At 63.3% G+C, this 18,389-nt stretch carries 19 protein-coding genes; 9 read left to right on the forward strand and 10 right to left on the reverse strand.

Annotation, left to right across the window (positions count from 1 at the left end; all coding sequences use genetic code 11):
• Window positions 1–450: 450 nt before the first annotated feature.
• On the forward strand, window positions 451–3,003 hold the full coding sequence (locus tag LQ788_RS05605) for an ATP-dependent Clp protease ATP-binding subunit (RefSeq protein WP_009884271.1): 2,553 nt from the start codon (window positions 451–453) through the stop codon (window positions 3,001–3,003).
• Between the two features lie 93 nt (window positions 3,004–3,096).
• The gene (locus LQ788_RS05610) at window positions 3,097–3,681 is read left to right on the forward strand and encodes an amino-acid N-acetyltransferase (RefSeq protein ID WP_231445818.1); all 585 of its coding nucleotides are present in this window, start codon (window positions 3,097–3,099) and stop codon (window positions 3,679–3,681) included.
• 54 nt (window positions 3,682–3,735) lie between these two features.
• On the opposite strand, the gene LQ788_RS05615 is transcribed toward LQ788_RS05610, so the two are convergent.
• Window positions 3,736–4,773 carry an HhH-GPD family protein gene (locus LQ788_RS05615; protein ID WP_231445820.1) on the reverse strand — a complete coding sequence of 346 codons (1,038 nt, stop codon included), beginning with the start codon at window positions 4,771–4,773 and terminating at the stop codon, window positions 3,736–3,738.
• Between the two features lie 36 nt (window positions 4,774–4,809).
• Here LQ788_RS05615 and LQ788_RS05620 point away from each other — a divergent pair, with 36 nt between their 5' ends.
• On the forward strand, window positions 4,810–5,586 hold the full coding sequence (locus tag LQ788_RS05620; RefSeq protein WP_231445822.1) for a hypothetical protein: 777 nt from the start codon (window positions 4,810–4,812) through the stop codon (window positions 5,584–5,586).
• A 123-nt stretch (window positions 5,587–5,709) separates the two neighbouring features.
• Here LQ788_RS05620 and LQ788_RS05625 read toward each other — a convergent pair whose 3' ends face one another.
• The 3 genes from LQ788_RS05625 to map form a co-directional block, all read right to left on the reverse strand.
• Entirely contained in the window at window positions 5,710–6,102 is a 393-nt protein-coding gene (locus LQ788_RS05625; RefSeq protein WP_231445823.1) for a VOC family protein, read from the reverse strand.
• A gap of 42 nt (window positions 6,103–6,144) precedes the next feature.
• Entirely contained in the window at window positions 6,145–7,497 is a 1,353-nt protein-coding gene (radA, locus tag LQ788_RS05630; RefSeq protein ID WP_009884276.1) for a DNA repair protein RadA, read from the reverse strand.
• Between the two features lie 110 nt (window positions 7,498–7,607).
• Entirely contained in the window at window positions 7,608–8,375 is a 768-nt protein-coding gene (map, locus tag LQ788_RS05635) for a type I methionyl aminopeptidase (RefSeq protein ID WP_231445824.1), read from the reverse strand.
• A gap of 150 nt (window positions 8,376–8,525) precedes the next feature.
• Here map and LQ788_RS05640 point away from each other — a divergent pair, with 150 nt between their 5' ends.
• On the forward strand, window positions 8,526–8,762 hold the full coding sequence (locus tag LQ788_RS05640; RefSeq protein ID WP_231445825.1) for a hypothetical protein: 237 nt from the start codon (window positions 8,526–8,528) through the stop codon (window positions 8,760–8,762).
• Here LQ788_RS05640 and LQ788_RS05645 read toward each other — a convergent pair whose 3' ends face one another.
• The 3 genes from LQ788_RS05645 to LQ788_RS05655 form a co-directional block, all read right to left on the reverse strand.
• Window positions 8,763–8,987 carry a PLD nuclease N-terminal domain-containing protein gene (locus LQ788_RS05645; protein WP_231445826.1) on the reverse strand — a complete coding sequence of 75 codons (225 nt, stop codon included), beginning with the start codon at window positions 8,985–8,987 and terminating at the stop codon, window positions 8,763–8,765. It lies immediately after the preceding gene.
• Between the two features lie 32 nt (window positions 8,988–9,019).
• Complete coding sequence (gene amaB, locus LQ788_RS05650) at window positions 9,020–10,558, reverse strand: L-piperidine-6-carboxylate dehydrogenase (RefSeq protein ID WP_231445827.1); 1,539 nt, start codon at window positions 10,556–10,558, stop codon at window positions 9,020–9,022.
• 103 nt (window positions 10,559–10,661) lie between these two features.
• Window positions 10,662–11,861, reverse strand: coding sequence for an NAD(P)/FAD-dependent oxidoreductase (locus LQ788_RS05655; protein WP_231445828.1), 1,200 nt, complete (start codon window positions 11,859–11,861; stop codon window positions 10,662–10,664).
• Between the two features lie 182 nt (window positions 11,862–12,043).
• Between LQ788_RS05655 and LQ788_RS05660 the strand changes: the two genes are divergently transcribed.
• The 5 genes from LQ788_RS05660 to LQ788_RS05680 all read left to right on the forward strand — a co-directional run bounded on the left by LQ788_RS05660 (window position 12,044) and on the right by LQ788_RS05680 (window position 15,363).
• Window positions 12,044–12,934, forward strand: coding sequence for a LysR family transcriptional regulator (locus tag LQ788_RS05660; RefSeq protein WP_231445830.1), 891 nt, complete (start codon window positions 12,044–12,046; stop codon window positions 12,932–12,934).
• Entirely contained in the window at window positions 12,931–13,533 is a 603-nt protein-coding gene (locus LQ788_RS05665) for a class I SAM-dependent methyltransferase (RefSeq protein WP_231445831.1), read from the forward strand. The genes LQ788_RS05660 and LQ788_RS05665 overlap by 4 nt, the downstream gene beginning before the upstream one ends.
• Before the next feature lie 12 nt (window positions 13,534–13,545).
• A complete protein-coding gene (locus LQ788_RS05670; protein WP_231445832.1) occupies window positions 13,546–14,298 on the forward strand; it encodes a class I SAM-dependent methyltransferase in 753 nt (250 codons plus the stop codon).
• 125 nt (window positions 14,299–14,423) lie between these two features.
• The gene (locus LQ788_RS05675; protein ID WP_096158394.1) at window positions 14,424–14,744 is read left to right on the forward strand and encodes a putative quinol monooxygenase; all 321 of its coding nucleotides are present in this window, start codon (window positions 14,424–14,426) and stop codon (window positions 14,742–14,744) included.
• Between the two features lie 73 nt (window positions 14,745–14,817).
• Window positions 14,818–15,363: a hypothetical protein gene (locus tag LQ788_RS05680; protein WP_231445833.1), complete on the forward strand. Its 546-nt coding sequence runs from the start codon at window positions 14,818–14,820 to the stop codon at window positions 15,361–15,363.
• A gap of 38 nt (window positions 15,364–15,401) precedes the next feature.
• Here LQ788_RS05680 and LQ788_RS05685 read toward each other — a convergent pair whose 3' ends face one another.
• From LQ788_RS05685 to LQ788_RS05695, 3 genes are read right to left on the reverse strand one after another with little or no spacing between them, the layout of a single operon-like run.
• Window positions 15,402–16,283, reverse strand: coding sequence for an energy-coupling factor transporter transmembrane component T family protein (locus LQ788_RS05685; RefSeq protein WP_231445834.1), 882 nt, complete (start codon window positions 16,281–16,283; stop codon window positions 15,402–15,404).
• Entirely contained in the window at window positions 16,267–17,757 is a 1,491-nt protein-coding gene (locus LQ788_RS05690; protein WP_231445835.1) for an ABC transporter ATP-binding protein, read from the reverse strand. Before LQ788_RS05690 ends, LQ788_RS05685 begins: the two co-directional genes overlap by 17 nt.
• Complete coding sequence (locus tag LQ788_RS05695) at window positions 17,757–18,386, reverse strand: ECF transporter S component (protein ID WP_231445836.1); 630 nt, start codon at window positions 18,384–18,386, stop codon at window positions 17,757–17,759. Before LQ788_RS05695 ends, LQ788_RS05690 begins: the two co-directional genes overlap by 1 nt.
• Window positions 18,387–18,389 lie beyond the last annotated feature (3 nt).

The raw sequence follows: 18,389 nt of genomic DNA on the forward strand, positions 1-18,389 counted from the left end.
TCCTTCAGCATTTCCGCCGACAATTCCTGCCTGACGGGAAAGCCACTTCACGGCAAACTCCAATCGTTCCGGAGGAATGCCGTCTCACTCAGAGAATTCCCAGTGCAGCTGACTGATAAAGAAGAACAGCCATTCACGCCATCGCCAGAGTGAAGCCTGCCGAATAGGACTGATTACTCAATTTCAACTCTCGGTAATCGAGGAGCATCTCGATTTCTCGGGGAGTTCTCCAATGGAACTGAGGAATGACGATCCACCAGATCGTCACGCAGTCGAAAAGAGCACAGAGACTCCGGTTTGGTCGATGGTGAGCTGGGCAGACGAGCATCGAAGGCACGAACCCGGAATTTCGCCCACAGCCAAACGGTTTCGGCTGATGGCGAAACGTGCAATAGATCGTGGCCAATGGTCGTTAGGCTCTAAAGAATAACAAGACCGAGGAGGGTGAATATGTTCGAGCGGTTCACTGACCGAGCACGCCGAGTGGTAGTGCTTGCCCAGGAAGAAGCCAAACTACTCAAACATAACTACATCGGAACCGAGCACATCCTGCTCGGCCTGATCCACGAGGGTGAAGGCCTGGCAGCCAAAGCACTCGAGGGAATGGACATCTCTCTCGAGCAGGTGCGCGACCAAGTCCAGGAGATCATCGGACAGGGGCAGCAGGCACCGAGCGGGCACATCCCGTTCACTCCGCGTGCGAAGAAGGTCCTTGAGCTCAGCCTCCGTGAGGCTCTGCAGCTGGGACACAGCTACATCGGCACCGAGCACATTCTGCTCGGTCTGATCCGCGAGGGTGAAGGCGTTGCCGCACAGGTGCTCGTCAAGCTGGGCGCCGACCTGGGGCGTGTCCGTCAGGAAGTCATCAAGCTTCTGTCGGGCTACCAGGGCAAGGAGCCTGTCTCTGCAGGCGGACGCGAAGAGGGAACCCCCTCAGGTTCGCTGGTCCTCGACCAGTTCGGAACCAACCTGACTGCAGCCGCACGCGAGGGCACTCTCGACCCGGTCATCGGCCGACACGAGCAGATGCAGCGCGTGATGCAGATCCTGTCCCGACGGACTAAGAACAACCCTGTCCTCATCGGTGAACCCGGTGTCGGCAAGACCGCAGTCGTCGAAGGACTCGCCCTGGCAATCGTCAACGGCGAGGTCCCGGAGATCCTTGAAGACAAGCAGCTCTACACCTTGGACCTCGGTTCACTGGTGGCAGGCTCCCGCTACCGCGGTGACTTCGAGGAACGCCTGAAGAAGGTCCTCAAGGAGATTCGCACACGCGGCGACATCATCCTGTTCATCGACGAGATCCACACACTCGTGGGTGCCGGCGCCGCAGAGGGCGCCATCGACGCCGCTTCGATCCTCAAGCCCATGCTGGCTCGTGGAGAACTGCAGACGATCGGTGCGACGACTCTTGACGAGTACCGCAAGCACATCGAGAAGGACGCCGCCCTCGAGCGTCGGTTCCAGCCGATTCAGGTTCCCGAACCGTCGTTGGCACACTCAATCGAGATCCTCAAGGGACTGCGCGACAAGTACGAAGCGCACCACAAGGTCACGATCACCGAGGGTGCACTTTCGGCCGCTGTGAACATGTCCGACCGCTACGTCAACGACAGGTACCTGCCGGACAAGGCGATCGACCTCATCGACGAAGCAGGTGCCAAACTGCGCATCTCGCGTCTGTCGGTGCCGCAGGAGATCCGTGACCTGGAGGAGAAGATCCTCGAGGCTCGGCATCGCAAGGAAGCTGCCATCGATGCTCAGGACTTCGAGCTCGCAGCATCCGAGCGTGACTCCGAGATGAAGCTGCAGCAGGACAAGGACGAACAGACGGAGGCTTGGCGCAAGAGCGGCAAGGACACCTCTGCCGTGGTTGACGCGGAACTGATCGCCGAGGTGCTGGCGGCTGCCACAGGCATTCCGATCTTCAAGCTCACCGAGGAAGAGTCCTCGCGTCTGCTGCGGATGGAAGACGAACTGCACAAGCGCATCATCGGTCAGGACGACGCAGTCAAGTCGATCTCCCGTGCGATCCGTCGGACCCGTGCGGGTCTGAAGGATCCGAAGCGCCCCTCTGGCTCGTTCATCTTCGCTGGCCCCACGGGCGTCGGCAAGACCGAGCTGGCGAAGGCTCTGTCGGAGTTCCTGTTCGGTGATGAGGATTCGCTCATCAGCCTGGACATGTCGGAATACTCGGAGAAGCACACCGTGTCCCGACTCTTCGGTTCTCCTCCCGGCTATGTGGGCTACGAAGAGGGCGGCCAGCTGACGGAGAAGGTCCGTCGCAAACCGTTCTCAGTGGTCCTCTTCGACGAGGTGGAGAAGGCTCACTCGGACATCTTCAACTCTCTGTTGCAGATTCTCGAGGATGGCCGTCTGACCGACTCGCAGGGTCGTGAGGTGGACTTCAAGAACACCATCATCATCATGACCACCAACCTGGGTACTCGAGACATCTCGAGTGGCCTGCAGCTGGGCTTCCAGGTTGAGGGCAACACGAACAACAACTACGAGCGCATGAAGCAGAAGGTCAACGAGGAGCTCAAGCAGCACTTTCGCCCCGAGTTCCTCAACCGTGTCGATGACACGATCGTCTTCCCACAGCTGAACAAGGAAGAGATTCTGCAGATCGTCGACCAGTTCCTGGCACGTCTGGACGCCCGTCTGGCCGATCAGGGCATGAAGGTCGAAGTCAGCGATGCGGCCAAGAGTCTGCTGGCCGACCGTGGCTACGATCCGGTCTTGGGTGCTCGTCCGCTGCGTCGGACGATCCAGCTCGAGATCGAAGACCACCTGTCCGAGAAGATCCTGTTCAAGGAGATCGGCAGCGGTCAGACCATCAAGGTCGACGTCAAGGGAGAAGGCAAGGAAGCGGAATTCACGTTCGAAGGCGTGGAAACCGAAAGCATTGCCGCCAGCGGTCCGGATGACTCCGGTTCCGGTGGAGAACTCGCCGGTGCCGGTTCGTCCGGTGGCAGCGGATCGGGAAGCTCCACTTCCTGATCTTCTCCTAGAGCACTGAAGGAGCCCGGGGCACAGCCGAAGCTGAGTCCCCGGGCTTTTTCATGCCTGCGGCCGATGGTGTTGAATGAGGATATGAGCTCAGCCCCAGTCGACTTCGACCATGATCAGGTCTCCACGGATCACCACGTCAACCATTCGCTTCCCGGCGGGCTCTACCTGCGCAGGGCTCGCACGAGCGACGTCAAGGGAATCGAGGCCTTGGTCGCCCCGCTGGCCGAAGAGCGCATCCTGCTGGCCAAGGACACCGTCACTTACTTCGAAACTCTGCAGGAATTCTGGCTGGTGGTCGACCCGCAGCCTGACGGAACCGAGATCCTGGCCGGTTGCGCGGCATTGCACGTCATCTGGGCCGACCTTGCCGAAGCACGCACGGTAGCCACATCCCCGGCCTATCGGGGCCGCGGAGTGGGCAAGGCGCTCATCAGACAGCTCTTGGCAGATGCTGTGGCCATCGGGGTCGACAGGGTCTTCTGCCTGACCTTTGAGACCGGGTTCTTCGGGACTCTCGGATTTGAGCCGATCAAGGGCATCCCCGTCTCCCCGGAGGTCTACGTCGAACTCCTGCACTCCGCCGACGAAGGTGTGGCAGAGTTCTTGGACCTGGCACGGGTCAAACCCAATACCTTGGGCAACGCCCGCATGATCAAGTTCCTGTGAATCACCGTCGCGACCCAACGGATCCTGCAGCAGTGGATCGGGCAGCTGGCGAGATCATCTGGGCAGTTGCAGCACGTTCCTCGACCGTGCAGCCAATCCGTCTGAGACGAGGTCATCGATCAGGCGCGTGATCCTCTGCGAATCCGCGCTGAGGTCTCGTACTCGGTCGAGTTTCGTCGCTGTATGCCCGGGGAGCTCATCGAGCATGTCGGGATCAATCTTGGCAGTCGTCGTCGTGAAGAGATCAATGGGAACCGATCCGCCGGTGTGAGCACCGTCGGCATTCTCATGCGCGGACTTGAGCACATCCATAATGGCTCCGCGCAGCTGTCTGTCTGTGCCGGCCCATTTCTGGGTCTTCGCCTTCACCGCCGAAGTAGGACATCCCGCCTTCTGCCAGGCGCAGATGTCATTGAGCGGGCAGGCCTCGCATAGGGGATTTCGGGCCGTGCACACGAGTGCTCCGAACTCCATGACCCCGGCGTTCCACTTCTCGTGTTCTGTCTCCGGAACGAACTGGTCGGCCCACTTCGTCTCTGCACGACTCGGAGAAGGCGTGGGACGATCACGGCCGGCGAAGAGGCGGATGAGAACGCGACGCACGTTCGTGTCGAGGACAGTGGTGCGCTCTCCGTGGGCGAAGGATGCCACTGCGGCTGCGGTATAGGAGCCGATGCCGGGGAGTTGTTCGAGTTCGTTGGCGGTCTGCGGCACGTGCCCGTCGAGTTCCTCGGTGATGACACGTGCGGCCTCCTGGAGTCGCAGTGCCCTCCGCGGATAGCCGAGACGGTCCCAACGGTGGAGAACCTCGGCGGTGGGTGCCTGTGCCAGATCTGCGGGTGTCGGCCACTTCTGCATCCACTCCCGCCAGCGGGGTTCGACCCGGGACACGGGGGTCTGCTGCGACATGATCTCACTGACGAGGACGGCCCACGCAGTGGTGTCGGCATCTCTCCACGGCAGGGGACGGGCCGCGGTGTCGAACCAGGTGATGATCGTCTCGCGAACCCGGTGGACGTCCGTGTTGGCAACCGCGGGAAACGGGGAATCAGAGCGCGAAGGTCTCGATTCGGCAGAGGCTCGGTGTGTCATTTGGATGCTCAAACGCTTCGGCCTAGGCTCAAAGCGATGACTCCTTCCAATCGTGGTTCGCAGCCGAAGAACGGTGCCAGGCAGCCCCGCCAGTCTAGCGGGAAGCTGCCGGCGCACGTGTACCGTCGGCGCCGCTACGTGCTGCTGGCGGCGAGCCTTGTGGTCGTTGCTCTGCTGGTGCTCGGGGTTGTCGGAATCGTCAAAGGACTCGGCGGCGGCGATGAGAAAGACCCTGCTGCCGAGGAGACTCCGTCTGCGAGCGAAACGACGGCGGCGCCGGTCCCAGATGAGAAGGCCGCAAGCGGGAAGTGCCCCGAGGAGAAGGTCGGGCTCAAGGCCAAGGTCGACAAGAAGAGCTTCAAAGAAGACGCTAAGCCCAAGTTCGAAATGGTCATCGAGAACAACCACACGGCCACTTGCCTGATCGAGGTCGGCACCAAGGATCAGGAGTTCCTGGTCGAGAAGAACGGCGACGTCGTCTGGTCGTCGAAGTTCTGCGCCGCCGAAGAGGACGAGAACGCCGAAGCCTCGACCGAGTTCGCGCCCGAATCGGAGAAGACCGCACAGCTCGAATGGAACCGGGTGCAGGTGGACAAGAACTGCAACCGGACGAACAAGGAATTCGGTGCCGGAGACTATGAGCTCATCGTCAAACTCGGCGATGAGGAGAGCAAACCGGCGAAGTTCGAACTTGAGAAGGACGCTGCCACCAAGGCCAAAGAGAAGAAAGAGGCCGAGGACAAGAAGGCAGAAGACGAGAAGTCCGAATCGCCGGATGAGACGCCCTCCGACGAGAAGTCACCAGACGAGTAGAACCCGGGCTACTGACCAGAGGTAACTGATCTGCTGACGCGGCTGCGCCGCTCAAGTCAGCGCGCAGGCTCTTAGGGCAGCTCGTGAGTTCTCAGGTCAACTCGCGTAGCAGCTCTCGGGTTCTCAGGCTCCGCGGTAGGAGCCGACACCCCAGGAATTTCCGTCATGGTCGCGGAAGTCGAACTCCCGACCGCCGTGAGGCTGCGTTTCCACCGGACGGACGATCGCATGGCCCAAGTCGATGATCTCTTCGTAGAGGCGGTCCACTTCGCGTTCGGTGTCGACGACGACGTAGACGGAGTTCCCGCCGACACTGTCGAGGGCTGATCCATCATTGCGGACGGACCCGAACATGAACCCGCCAGTCTCGCCCAGCGCATATTCGGCATGGACGATGATCTCCGGGTCAGCTTCGTCCCTGATGATGAGCCGCTCTGTGAATCCGAGCGTGACCAGCAGAGCGGTCGTCGCGGCCGCGTCTGTAGTCCTCATTGCGGGAAAAACTGTCGTGGTCATGCTTCCAGGATGCGCCATTTTCGCGCAGATGTCCCGGAATTGTCACTGATTGCTTCCCAAAAGGATCTCGACGGCTTCGGAAACGTGTTCGCATTCTTTGACTCGCATCCCCTGTGGAGTGGAGACATTGCGCAGTGCGCCATGGGCAACGATCGCATGGGTGATGCCCAGGCGAGAGGCCTCATTGAGCCTTTGGCCCAGGTTGGGAACATTGCGAATCTCGCCCGAGAGGCTGATCTCTCCGATCGCTACGAATTTCGCGGCCATCGGCTTTCCGATCGCGGCGGAGGCCAGCGAGAGACAGATTGCCAAGTCGCTGGCAGGTTCCGCCAGTTTCGCCCCGCCGACGGTGGCGGTGAAGACATCGGATTTGGCCAGGCTGATGTTCCCGATCTTCTGGCTGAGGACGGCGAGCATCATGGCCACGCGGGAGGAATCAACGCCGGAGACCGACCTGCGTGACTGTCCGCCAGCGGATTCGGTGATCAGCGACTGCACCTCGACCAAGAGCGGACGTTTGCCCTCCTGCGTCACAGTCAGGCAGGTTCCTGGAGGATTGCTGCCGCTGCGGGAGAGGAAGAGGCCCGATGGGTCTTCGAGGCTCTTGATGCCGTTTTCCTCCATGTCGAAGCAGCCGACGTCATCGGTCGGACCGAACCGGTTCTTCACAGCACGCAGCAAGCGCAGTCGCGAATGCCGTTCCCCTTCGAAATTGCACACAACGTCGACGAGGTGCTCGAGGAGCCGCGGGCCGGCGATTGTGCCGTCCTTCGTGATGTGGCCGACGAGCACAGTCGGCAGAGACCGGGCTTTGGCCTCACGGATCAGGGCCGCGGCCACCTCTCTGACCTGGGTGACGCCGCCGGGGACTCCGTCGATCTCGGATGAGGCGAGTGTCTGGATGGAGTCGACGATGAGCATTTCTGGCTCTTCTGCCTCGATCATTCCCAGGACGGCACCGAGGTCGGTCTCTGCCGCCAGCAGAAGGGTGTCTTCAAGGGCATTGATGCGTTCGGCCCGCAGTCGCACCTGGCCGGCAGATTCCTCACCAGTGACGTAGAGAACCTTTGCTCCAAACTTCGCGACACGGGAGGCGACATCGAGCAGGAGCGTTGACTTCCCGACGCCTGGCTCGCCAGAGAGGAGAACGACGGCGCCGGGGACGATGCCGCCGCCGAGGACCCGGTCGAATTCGCTGACGTAGGTGGTCTTCGCCTGGGCCAGGGTCGAGTCGATCTGGTTGATCGACTTCGCGCCGCTGGACTTCTTCACCTTCGTCTTCACCGAGGACTTGCCTGCGCCCTTCTCCTCGAGCGTGCCCCAGGCCTGGCATTCGGGGCAACGGCCCAGCCACTTGACGGTCGAATAGCCGCATTCAGTGCAGGTGAAAGACATAGGACAATTCTGACACGAGCCACTGACACAGCCATTTACTCAGCACCTCACACGCAATCGGGCCTCTGGCGAACGATTCGCCGGAGGCCCGATTGCACTGCTCGCAGACATCAGTCCAGTGTGGTGAGGATCCTGGGTCCATCCTCGGTGATGGCAATCGTGTTCTCCGAATGTGCGCCGTTCGAACCATCGGCCAAGCGCAGAGTCCAGCCGTCCTTGTCGACGGAGAGCTTCTTCGAGGTGAATGACCACCACGGTTCGATCGCCAGCGTCAGACCGGGTTTGAGCACGAGGCCGCGTCCGCCCTTGCCGCGGTTGGCCACGTGCGGATCTTCATGCATCGTATGTCCCAGGCCGTGTCCGCCGAAGTCGAGATTGACCGGGATGCGCTGTTCATCGGCGACGTCGCCGATGGCCTTCGAGATATCGCCGAGGCGGTTGCCTGGCTGTGCAGCGGAGATGCCGGCTTCCAGCCCTGCCCAGGTGGAGTCGATGAGGCGCTGGTCCTCTTCGGTGCCGTTCCCGACGATGACGGAGCGTGCGGCATCGGCGACCCAGCCGTCGATGGACACAGCGAAGTCCAAGGTGAGCAGATCGCCGTCCTTCATCACGTAGTCGTGGGGCTTGCCGTGGAGGACTCCATCATTGACCGAGAGGCAGATGACGTTGCGGAAGGGGCCCTCCCCGAAGGAAGGAGCATAGTCCCAGTAGCACGACTTCGCGCCGGCCTCTTCGATGAGCTTGCGGGCCCGCTTCTCCAGCTGCATGATGTTCATGCCCGGTTCGGCGAGCTCAGACAGTTCAGCCAATGTCTTCGCGACGAATCGGCCGGTGACCGCCATCTTGTCGATCTCGGCGGGTGTCTTCAGCTCAATCACAGGTGTTCTCCTTCAGTATTCACAGGCTCAATCGCAACTTTAGTCGTTCTGGTCCCTTCCGTCGCGGTCGCACGGTCCTTCCGTGATCAAGCAGACAGCTGCGAGCGAATGTGATTGCAAGGCACCCTGTGGGCAGGTAGGTTCCGCATCATGAGGGAAATCATCATGGCGTTCTTCCTGGGCGTGGCATTTACGAACTCCTTGCTCATGGGTGAGGAGTCGCTAAAGGCGGGTGGTGAGGCGTGGATCTTGGAACTCATCGTCTTCCCACTCTTCGCGCTGATCGGAATTGGTGCATTGCTGCTCGAACACAGAAGACGGGCGTCGACCGAAAGCCGACGCCCGAATTCGCCCGACACTGATCAACAGCCAGAACAGCCTCGCTGACTATCGCGCCAACTCTGCGCGGCGATTGCGAAGATGGACGAGCCAGACGATTGAGCCGAGAACTGGCGCGACGATGATGAAGACTGCCCACGCCAATTTAGTCGGGGCATCGACTTTCGACCGAGACAGCGACACCAATGACCAGGCAGCCAGACCGATGACGACGAGGACGATCGCAGTCCAAGCGACGTCGTACCAGGCAGGCAGCAGCGGGTTCTCAGACATGACAGCAGATTATCCCATCTGACAAGACACCTTCAGAGGAACTCCACGCCCTGAGCCAGCGGCAGCTCACCGGAGTAGTTGACCGTGTTTGTGGCCTGCCGCATGTAGGCCTTCCAAGAATCGGTGCCGGACTCGCGGCCGCCGCCTGTCTCCTTCTCACCACCGAAGGCCCCGCCGATCTCCGCACCTGAGGTGCCGATGTTGACGTTGGCGATGCCGCAGTCGGAACGGGACAGGAACTTCTCCGACTCGGCCAGCTCCGAAGTGAAGATCGCCGAGGACAGTCCCTGCGGCACACCGTTGTGAATCTCGAGTGCCTCATCGAGATCGGAATACGTCACGACGTAGAGGATCGGAGCGAAGGTCTCCGACTCCATCACCGAGGTCTGGGCAGGCATCCGCACGACCGCCGGCTCCACGTAGTGTGCACCGGGCCGTTCGTCGTCGAGGACGCGAGCACCGCCGGTCAGGACGGTGCCGCCTTCGGACTCGGCCTGCTTGAGTGCCGCCTGCATCGCCTCATAGGAGCCCTCGTTGATGAGCGGTCCCACCAGAACGCCGTCCTCGGTGGGAGACCCGATGCTCAGCGTCTTGTAGGCCGCGACGATCTTGTCCACGAAATCATCGGCGATGGACTCATGGACGATGAGGCGGCGCAGGGTTGTGCAGCGCTGACCAGCCGTACCCGCCGCCGCGAACACCACACCCCGCAGCGCCAGGTCGATGTCGGCACTCGGAGCCACGATCGCGCCATTGTTGCCGCCGAGTTCCAACAGGACCCGACCGAAGCGTTCGGCCACGACCGGACCGACCTCACGACCCATGCGCACCGAACCGGTGGCAGAGACCAGCGCCACATGCTCATCGCGGACCATCGCATCGCCGATGTCCCGGCCGCCGACGAGGACAGGGACGAGCCCTTCCGGAGCCCCCACCTCGGCGGCGGCACGGGCGAGCAGGGACTGCGCGCCCAGGGCTGCGAGCACCGCGTTCTCTGAGGGTTTCCACACCACGGCGTCCCCGGCGACCAGGGCCAAGGCCGTATTCCAGGAGTACACGGCGACGGGGAAGTTGAAGGCGGAGATGACACCGACGACTCCGAGCGGATGCCAGGTCTCCATCAGCCTGTGGCCGGGGCGCTCACTGGGCATAGTCTTGCCCCACAGCTGCCTGGACTGACCGAGTGCGAACTCGCAGATGTCGATCATCTCCTGCACCTCACCGGCGGCCTCTGAGGGAGTCTTGCCCGCCTCGACCGTGATGATCTTCGCGAGGTCCTCCTTGTGCTCGCCCAGGAGCTGTCCCCAGCGCTGGACCAGCTGACCGCGCACGGGTGCAGGGACATCTCGCCAGGAGGCGAACGCCTCGGCGGCTGCGTCGATCTTCTCCGACGCGGATTCCTTGGTGTCCGCGGCCAGCGTGCCCAGGCTCTGCCCGGTGATGGGGGAGCAGGCAGTCAGGCTCGCCGGGGCGGAGGACCCGGCGGTGAGCACGGAGGTGTCGACCCCGCAGGCCTTGAGGCCGCCGGTGAGCAGGTCGGTGATGGTCTGGTCGGTGGGCAATGCGGTCATTGCAGTCCTTTCGCTGGTGCTCCTGGTGAGCCGGAATCTGATGATGTGCTTAAGTCACGGTCGATGGGTGTCCGTCACTGTCGATGGCAATGGGTGCGGGGCGTCAGACGATGTTGAGCTCCTTGCGCAGTCCCGAGGTGGCGAAGCGGCGTTTGTCCAGGCCGGAGACATCGACGAAGGGAACCTGACCGGTCATGAGGTCGGCGACGACCTCCCCGACGGCCGGTCCCATGAGGAATCCGTGGCCGGAGAACCCGCAGGCGTAGAAGAAGCCGGAAAGTTCCTCGGCCTGGCCGATGAGCGCATTGTGGTCAGGGGTCATCTCGTAGAGTCCCGCCCAGCCGCGTTTGGCCTCGACATCGCCCAGAGCAGGAGCGCGGGTTTCGATGAGTTCGGCCAAAGTGGGCAGCCAGTCCGGGTTGCGTTTGTCGTCGAATTCCCACACATCGGACTCGTCCGGGCACCCGAAGAGCAGGCCCGGTCCCTCAGGGTGAACGTAGAAGCTCGTGCTGAAGTCGATGGTGAAGGGCATGCGCGCCAGGTCGATGCCCAGTGCCGCCTCATCCACGGGTTCGCTGACCATGATCTCGCGGCGAAGCGGCCTGACCGGCAGATCAACCCCGGCCGCCTCGCCGACGAGTCCGGACCAGGCGCCGGCGGCACACACGACCTGCGCACACTCGATCCTGCCCCTGCTCGTGGTCACCGCGGTGACCCGGCGGGAACCTGCACCCTCGGACGATTCGAACCCGGTCACCTCGCAATTCTTGACCACCTGCACACCCAGGCCTCGTGCGGCGCTGACATAACCGGAGACCACGGCCTCGGGCGTGCAGTGCCCATCACCGGGATTGAAGGCCCCGGCAACGATGCCCTCTGTGTCGATGTACGGGGCCAGCTCGGCCACCTCAGCGACGGTGAGCATCCGGGAATCCAGGCCCATGCGCTGCTGGAGCGCGACGTTGGCAGCGAAGGTCTCGGCATCGGCGGTGGAGTCGAGGAGGAACAGGTAGCCGTTGCTCACCAGATCGATGTCGACGCCGAACTCGGCCTCGAAATTGCGCAGCACCTCGAGGCTGCGGGTGGCCAGGGCGATATTGACCTCATCGGAGAACTGGCAGCGCACCCCACCGGCGGCCTTCGACGTCGAGCCCGAGCCGGGGACGTCGCGCTCGACGAGAACGATGTCCTTCACACCGTGTTTGGCCAGGTGATAGGCGATGGACGCCCCCATGACTCCGGCGCCGATGATGACCACCTCGGCGCTCGCCGGGGCTGTTGCTGTCGGTGATGTGCTCTCCAACTTCCACCTCTTTCGTCTCCTGTCGCAGCGACCGTCGCTGGTCACCGCGACAGCTGGGAGCGCCGACGTCGATGTCGGCGGAATGCGGCTCACTGCCCATTGTGGTTCCAGTCACGTTTAAGGACAAGAGTGAGTTCATGAAAACTGTTTTTAGGAAATGTGAAAAGAGCTAGGCTGTGGCCATGGGATGGACCTTGGGGCAGCTGCGCACATTCGTCACCGTGGCCGAACTCGGGTCCATGACCAGGGCCGCGGAGCAGTTGGGCTACAGCATCGGCGCGGTCTCCCAGCACATGAGTGCCCTCCGCCGGGCCGTCGGCTCCGAACTCTTCCTTCGCCGAGGCAGAGGAATGATCCTCGCCGAGGCCGGTCGAACGCTGCTCCCGCGCGCCCGCAGCATCCTCGCCGCTCAGAAGCAGGCCGAGATGGCGATGCTGGGCAGGGACTTCCGCAGTGAGGCCATCGTCACGCTCGGGGTCTTCGGCTCCGCCTCGACCAGGGCCCTGCCGTCCATCGTGCGCCTCCTTGGCCGACAGCACCCGCACATCGAGGTCCGGGCCCGCGAGATCAACGTCGAGACGATGTCGGCAGCTGTCATCGACGGCGCCATCGACCTGGGGATCGGAATCAACTACCCGGCCGTGCCCCTTCCGCCCATGCGGGGCCTGAGCTGGACGACAGTGGCCAGCGAGGACTTCGGCATCGTCGTGCCCGCAGGTGCACCGCGGCTCACACCGCAGGACCTGGCCGAAGCGGATTGGATCCTGCCGCCGGCCGAAGAGCTCTTCGGGCGAGCGATGCGCCTGGCCACCTCGGCGCTGGGGATCGCCGCCAAGGAGACCCACATCGTCACCGACACCGCGGTCGCGCTCGCCCTGGCCGGCACGGGACTCGGCCTGACGCTGGCGACGCCGATCATGATGTCCCTGGGCGGGCCTGACGTCGACCTGCATCCCATCGCCGAGGCGGGCGGCCGGGAGATCATCGTGCTGACGTCCCCGGACCCGGCAGATCCGGTCGCCGCCGTCGCCGAGGTGGTGGCCGAGGTGTTTCGTCCTAGGATGGGGCCATGAGCTTCGATCATCAGTGGAACCGCATCCGTGAGACCAACCCCGACCACTCCGCGAACTACGCCGAGCGGTGGCGCAACCTCGCTGCCTCCGGCCACGACATCGGGGGAGAGGCACGGTTCGTCAACGCGATGGCACCACGCGGGGCACGCATCCTCGACGCCGGCTGCGGGACCGGTCGGGCCGGTGGTCTGCTCATCAATGAGGGCCACACCGTCTACGGCGTCGATCTCGACGAGTTCCTCATCTCCGTCGCCGAGGAGGACTTCCCGAGCGGTGAATGGCACACCGGTGACCTGGCCGAATTCGACTTCGTCGGCGCAGGCATCGACGACATCGACGTGGCGTTCTGCGCCGGCAACGTCCTGTCCTTCCTCGACCCGGCCTCACGCCGCCAGACACTGTCGAACATCAAATCGACGCTCAAGCCCGGCGGACGCTTCGTCGCCGGCTTCGGAGCCGGCCGCGGCTATGATTTCGCAGACTTCATCGATGATGTGAAGGCGACCGGCATGCTCGTCAACCTCAAGCTGGCCACGTGGGAGCTCCACCCCTTCGAAGCTGACAGCGGATTCCTCGTCCTCATCGCCGAGCGTGTGTGACTTGATACTGCGATGAGCAATCTCGCGTATGAAGACAAGCTCCTCGCCGCCATCTACGACGATGACAATCCGGATGGGCCCGATCACGACTACTTTCGCGAGCTCGCCCGGGACGTTGCCGCCACGCGAATCACGGACCTGGGGTGTGGCACAGGGATGCTGACTGCAACGTTGACGGGACCAGGTCGCGTCGTCGTCGGCATTGATCCGGCAGCGGCCATGCTCGAGCGTGCTGCGGCACGCCCCGGAGGTGACGGAGTCGAATGGCGGCTCGGAACGTCCGAACTGGTCGAGTCCGATGCCTGCGACCTCATTGTGATGAGCGGAAACGTCGCGATGCACATCCTCGGTGACGCGTGGATTGCGACTCTGCGCGACATCAGCCGAGGGCTGCGCGCGGGCGGGGTGCTGGCCTTTGAGGCTCGCAACCCGCTGGCTCGGGCCTGGAGGAACTGGAACAACCCTGCCCAGACTCGAACGACTGCTGTTGGGCAACTCCGTGAGACGACGACCGTCTCGGACCCGGATGACGAGGGCATCATCACCATGAACAGCGTGAATGAATTCCTCGACGCAGATGAGGCGATCAACGTCAGTCAGCGGCTGCAGTTCCGAACATTCGACACACTTCGCGATGATCTCAACGCAGCTGGCATGAGAGTGCACAACATCTGGCAGGACTGGGATCGCACTCCGTTCACAGGTACCGAGAGCGAGCCTCTGATGATCGTCGAAGCCGTGAGCGCAGATGACCCGCGAGCGTGACGCCGACGCACCCTGACCTGGGGAAGAGGAACGCTGCTCTTGGTGCGCAGGCCGAAACATGATTGGCTGGTTTCGTCGGATCGACACGATCCGACGAAATTCGCATAAGCACAGGAGATGTCAGCATGATTTTCATCGTTGTGAAATATGACGTGAAGCCAGAGAGCGTCGAGAAGTTCCCCGAAGCCGTGCGCACCTTCACCGAGGCGACACGGTCGGAACCGGGCAACCTGTGGTTCGAATGGTCCAAGAGCCTGGAGAAGGATAACGAGTTCGTCCTCGTCGAAGCATTCACCGACGAAGGGGCAGAACCTCACGTCAAGAGCGATCACTTCGCCGCCGGACTCGAAGCCATGCGCCCCCACCTGGCATCGACGCCGAAGATCATCTCGCGCAAGATCGACGGCGAAGGCTGGGACGAGATGGGCGAACTCCAGATCGACTGATCGGCACCTTCCTCCCATCGCCTGCATTGCGGCGACCCTGTTGAAATGGGTCTGGGTTGCCTAGACTTCTCCCATGGCAACCAAAGCGATGAATGTGCAGGCGATCGAGAAGGCCCTCGGCGAACCCTGGGCTGACACTCGGGCCCGGCTCGAAGCGGCTGGGGGAGCGTCGGCGAGTCACAAGGAACTCGCCGACGCCCTCTACCCGCAGTTCGACGGGGTCGTTGAGAAGCACGGGTGGTGGGTCCAGGGCGCGGTCGTGGCCTATGAGCAGGAGATCGGCAGACGTGTGCCCGGCCAGCGCGCCGACGGCACCTTCGACGTCGCGGTCTCGCGCACCGTGACCGGTACGCGAAATGATGTCATCACCCGATTCGCCTTCCTCATCGACGAGGGAACGCTGGCAGGCGTGGCCCTCGATGGTGAAGCGCGCACCTCGACGACTGAGAAGCGTTCCTTCTGGCGGGCGAACCTTGAGGACGGAACCAAGTTCGAGGCCGCGGCCGAACCGAAGGACGAAGGCAGGACGATGCTGGTGCTCACCGCGTCGAAGCTGCCCAGCACTGAGGCCCTCGAGGAGCGTCGGGCCGCGCTCAAGGAGCTCCTCGGGCAGCTCTGAGCATGCGATCGCGTGTGGCTGGCAGGACGGGCAGTTCCTCAGCCGCCGACGATCGGATTCCACGTACCGAACGCATGCGCGGCCACGATCGCGAGTACGCAGACGACCAATGACGCCGCCACAGCCACACCATCCCCGGCACCGAAGGTCGAGCGTCTGCGCCAGGTCCGTCCGGGACGGCCGAACGCCCTGCCCTCCATGGCCATAGCCAATGTGGTGCCGCGTCGGATCGACTGCACCAGCAGCACGAAGATGCCGGCGCAGAGACTCCCAGTGCGCTGCACGATCGAACCGCCGGCGAGGCCCCTGGCCCGCCTGGCCATCGCCAAGGTCTGCCACTCGCTGACAAGCAGCCCGAGCAGTCGACTCGCCGCGAGCACCGAGACGACGACCACCTCGGGCAGGTGCAGTCGCTGGACGAGCGCATCCGCGAGGTCACGGGGATCAATGGTGGAGGCCAGGACGATGAGCGGAATCGCCAAGGCCAAAGCGCGCAGGAAGATCGCGGCCGCAGCCCCGAGAGAACCCGTCGTCATCAGGATCGGACCGAGGTCGATGACCACCGCACCGGTCTTCTCTGCCAGAATCGCCGTGCCCCACGCCGCCAGAAGTGCGCCGAGAGGCAGGAACCACAGACGCTTGAGTGCAGCTATCAGGTCCAGCCCCGTCGTCGGCAGTGCGAGCAGGCAGAACCCCAGGACGACTCCCGCCGAGACCATGTCGATGCTCAACAGTGTTCCGACCATGAGGATGAGCGCCACAGCGATCTTCGTCAGCGGATTGCACCTGACCAGTGCCGTGGTGCGCACCAAGGGAATGAGCTGGCCGGGATCATTAACCGCGACCTCGGTGCCAGTGACAGCTGTGGCTCGCCCAGCCGAATCGGTGTGTTCGATCGCGTGCTCACGCAATTCGCTCACCTGCCTTCGTCCTCCGACTCAACTCGACCCGCCTGGCCCCGATGGCGTCGAGGAACGCATGGTCGTGGCTGACCGCGACCACGGCGGACCCGCGGGCAAGGACGTCGATGAACTGCTCGACCAGACCGGCCCAGGTCAGGGCATCCTGGCCGAACGTCGGTTCGTCGACGATGAGCACCTTCGGCCGCGGCGCCATCATGGCAGCCACCGACAGGCGACGCTTCTCACCGCCCGAGAGGCCCTGCGGGTGAGCCTCGGCGAGCCTCTCAAGTCCCAGCACCTCGAGGAGTTCGGCGACGCGATCGTCGACCTCGGCACTCGACCATCCGGCCAGTCGCGGTCCCAAAGCCAGCTCCTCGGTCACACTCGAACGCAGGAACTGATGTTCGGGTTCCTGGAACACCATCCCGATGCGAGGAGCCAGAAACGCCGAGGGCCACCGGAAGGGTCGGGCATGTTTGGCACCATCTCGCAGATTGCCGGCAGCTCTCACCTCGCCCTCGAATTCCGGGATGAGGCCGGCCAGGGTCAGCGCCAAGGTCGACTTGCCGGCCCCGTTGGCGCCGACGATGCCCAGGGCCTCACCGGACCGAACTGACAGATCGAGGCCGGTCGCCGCGCGAACCTTCGCACCGGGGCGAGCCACACTGAGGCACTCAGTCCTCAGCACGACCTCGCCGTCGGCGCGGGGGAGCGGTTCTGCACTCGGCTGCACCGCAGGGTTGGAGGGTCCGGCCGTCCCCGGCACCCAGATCCCACACTCAACCAGCACCTCGGCGAGCGCAGGATCATCGAAGACCGACCTCGGCGGACCCTGGGCAAGCAGGCCTGCTGGGCCGAGGACGATCACGGTGTCCACGTGATCGAGCCACAATCCGACCCGGTGTTCGACGATGACCATCGTCGCCGAGGTGGCCGCCTGGGTCTCGAGGACCGCATCCCGAACGGAGGCGGCGGAGTCCGGATCGATATTGGCTGTCGGCTCATCGAGGATGATCACCTGCGGTGCCATCGCGTGGATTCCTGCCAGCGCCAAGCGCTGCTTCTGACCTCCGGACAGCGCGGCAGTGGGATGGTCGTGGGGGAGACCCAGGCCCATGGCCGTCAGGGAGGCGGGAATGCGAGCGGCGATGACGTCGGCAGGCAGGCCCAGGTTCTCCATGCCGAAGGCGACATCATCGCCGACCCGGGAGAAGATCACCTGCGAATCGGGGTCCTGGAGGACTAGCCCGGTCTCACCTCGGCGCGGATCCGGTGGACGGTCGCCGATGAGAAGCTGACCAGCTGCCTCACCTGACTCGGCAGGCAGAACTCCTGCGATCGCATGCAGGAGGGTGGTCTTGCCTGCCCCGGACGGACCGAGCAGAAGCACCTTCTCACCTGCCGCGATGTCCAGATCGAGGGGACCGATGGCGGGCTCATCACGATCGGCATGGCGCCACGAGAACCCGCGGGCGCGAATCGGCAGGGCCATCAGCGCAGGCGGCCGGAGGCGAAGGCGCTCAGCGCCCCGGTCTTCGCGATCGCCCGGTAGGCGAACCAGGCGCCGATGCCGGAGATGACGATGCCGGAGATGATCGCGCACACGGCATAGGCTGCCTGGTAGCCGAACTGCCATTCGGCGTTGTACATGATGTTCTCGCTCACGGACATGAACGCGGCGGCCAGCAGCCCGGCAAAGCTCGTGACCCACAGGGTGAACCTGCGATAGCCGAAGGCCGCGAAGATGAGTTCGGCGCCGAAGCCCTGGACGAGTCCTGAGAGCAGAACGGTGGCTCCGAAGTGAGAGCCCAGCACTGCCTCGACGATGGCGGCGATCAATTCGCATAGCAGGGCGGCACCGGGTTTGCGGATGATGGCACCGGCCAGAGGTCCGGCGAGGACCCAGAGGCCGGCGATGAGTCCGATTGAGGGAGGGAAAGCCTGGAATCCGAGTTCGAGGACCTTCCAGCTCAGTGCCAGGACCCAGAAGATGAGTCCGACGCCGATTCCCAGCACGGCGGTGACAACGTAGTCGACGACTCGCCACTGCTTGGTCGCCGGTACTTGGGAATAGTGGGGCGCGGTCTTCACAGCGGAATCCGACGCGGTCGTTTCTGGCATTGT

The organism is Brevibacterium zhoupengii, from assembly GCF_021117425.1.
GTDB lineage: Bacteria > Actinomycetota > Actinomycetes > Actinomycetales > Brevibacteriaceae > Brevibacterium > Brevibacterium zhoupengii.

Coding starts and splice junctions, on each gene's coding strand:
- LQ788_RS05605 (WP_009884271.1), top strand. CDS start 451: ATGTTCGAGCGGTTCACTGACCGAGCACGCCGAGTGGTAGTGCTTGCC.
- LQ788_RS05620 (WP_231445822.1), top strand. CDS start 4,810: ATGACTCCTTCCAATCGTGGTTCGCAGCCGAAGAACGGTGCCAGGCAG.
- LQ788_RS05695 (WP_231445836.1), bottom strand. CDS start 18,386: ATGCCAGAAACGACCGCGTCGGATTCCGCTGTGAAGACCGCGCCCCAC.
- LQ788_RS05680 (WP_231445833.1), top strand. CDS start 14,818: ATGGCAACCAAAGCGATGAATGTGCAGGCGATCGAGAAGGCCCTCGGC.
- LQ788_RS05670 (WP_231445832.1), top strand. CDS start 13,546: ATGAGCAATCTCGCGTATGAAGACAAGCTCCTCGCCGCCATCTACGAC.
- LQ788_RS05660 (WP_231445830.1), top strand. CDS start 12,044: ATGGGATGGACCTTGGGGCAGCTGCGCACATTCGTCACCGTGGCCGAA.
- LQ788_RS05645 (WP_231445826.1), bottom strand. CDS start 8,987: ATGTCTGAGAACCCGCTGCTGCCTGCCTGGTACGACGTCGCTTGGACT.
- LQ788_RS05625 (WP_231445823.1), bottom strand. CDS start 6,102: ATGACCACGACAGTTTTTCCCGCAATGAGGACTACAGACGCGGCCGCG.
- LQ788_RS05640 (WP_231445825.1), top strand. CDS start 8,526: ATGAGGGAAATCATCATGGCGTTCTTCCTGGGCGTGGCATTTACGAAC.
- LQ788_RS05690 (WP_231445835.1), bottom strand. CDS start 17,757: ATGGCCCTGCCGATTCGCGCCCGCGGGTTCTCGTGGCGCCATGCCGAT.
- LQ788_RS05665 (WP_231445831.1), top strand. CDS start 12,931: ATGAGCTTCGATCATCAGTGGAACCGCATCCGTGAGACCAACCCCGAC.
- radA (WP_009884276.1), bottom strand. CDS start 7,497: ATGTCTTTCACCTGCACTGAATGCGGCTATTCGACCGTCAAGTGGCTG.
- LQ788_RS05610 (WP_231445818.1), top strand. CDS start 3,097: ATGAGCTCAGCCCCAGTCGACTTCGACCATGATCAGGTCTCCACGGAT.
- LQ788_RS05615 (WP_231445820.1), bottom strand. CDS start 4,773: ATGACACACCGAGCCTCTGCCGAATCGAGACCTTCGCGCTCTGATTCC.
- amaB (WP_231445827.1), bottom strand. CDS start 10,558: ATGACCGCATTGCCCACCGACCAGACCATCACCGACCTGCTCACCGGC.
- LQ788_RS05675 (WP_096158394.1), top strand. CDS start 14,424: ATGATTTTCATCGTTGTGAAATATGACGTGAAGCCAGAGAGCGTCGAG.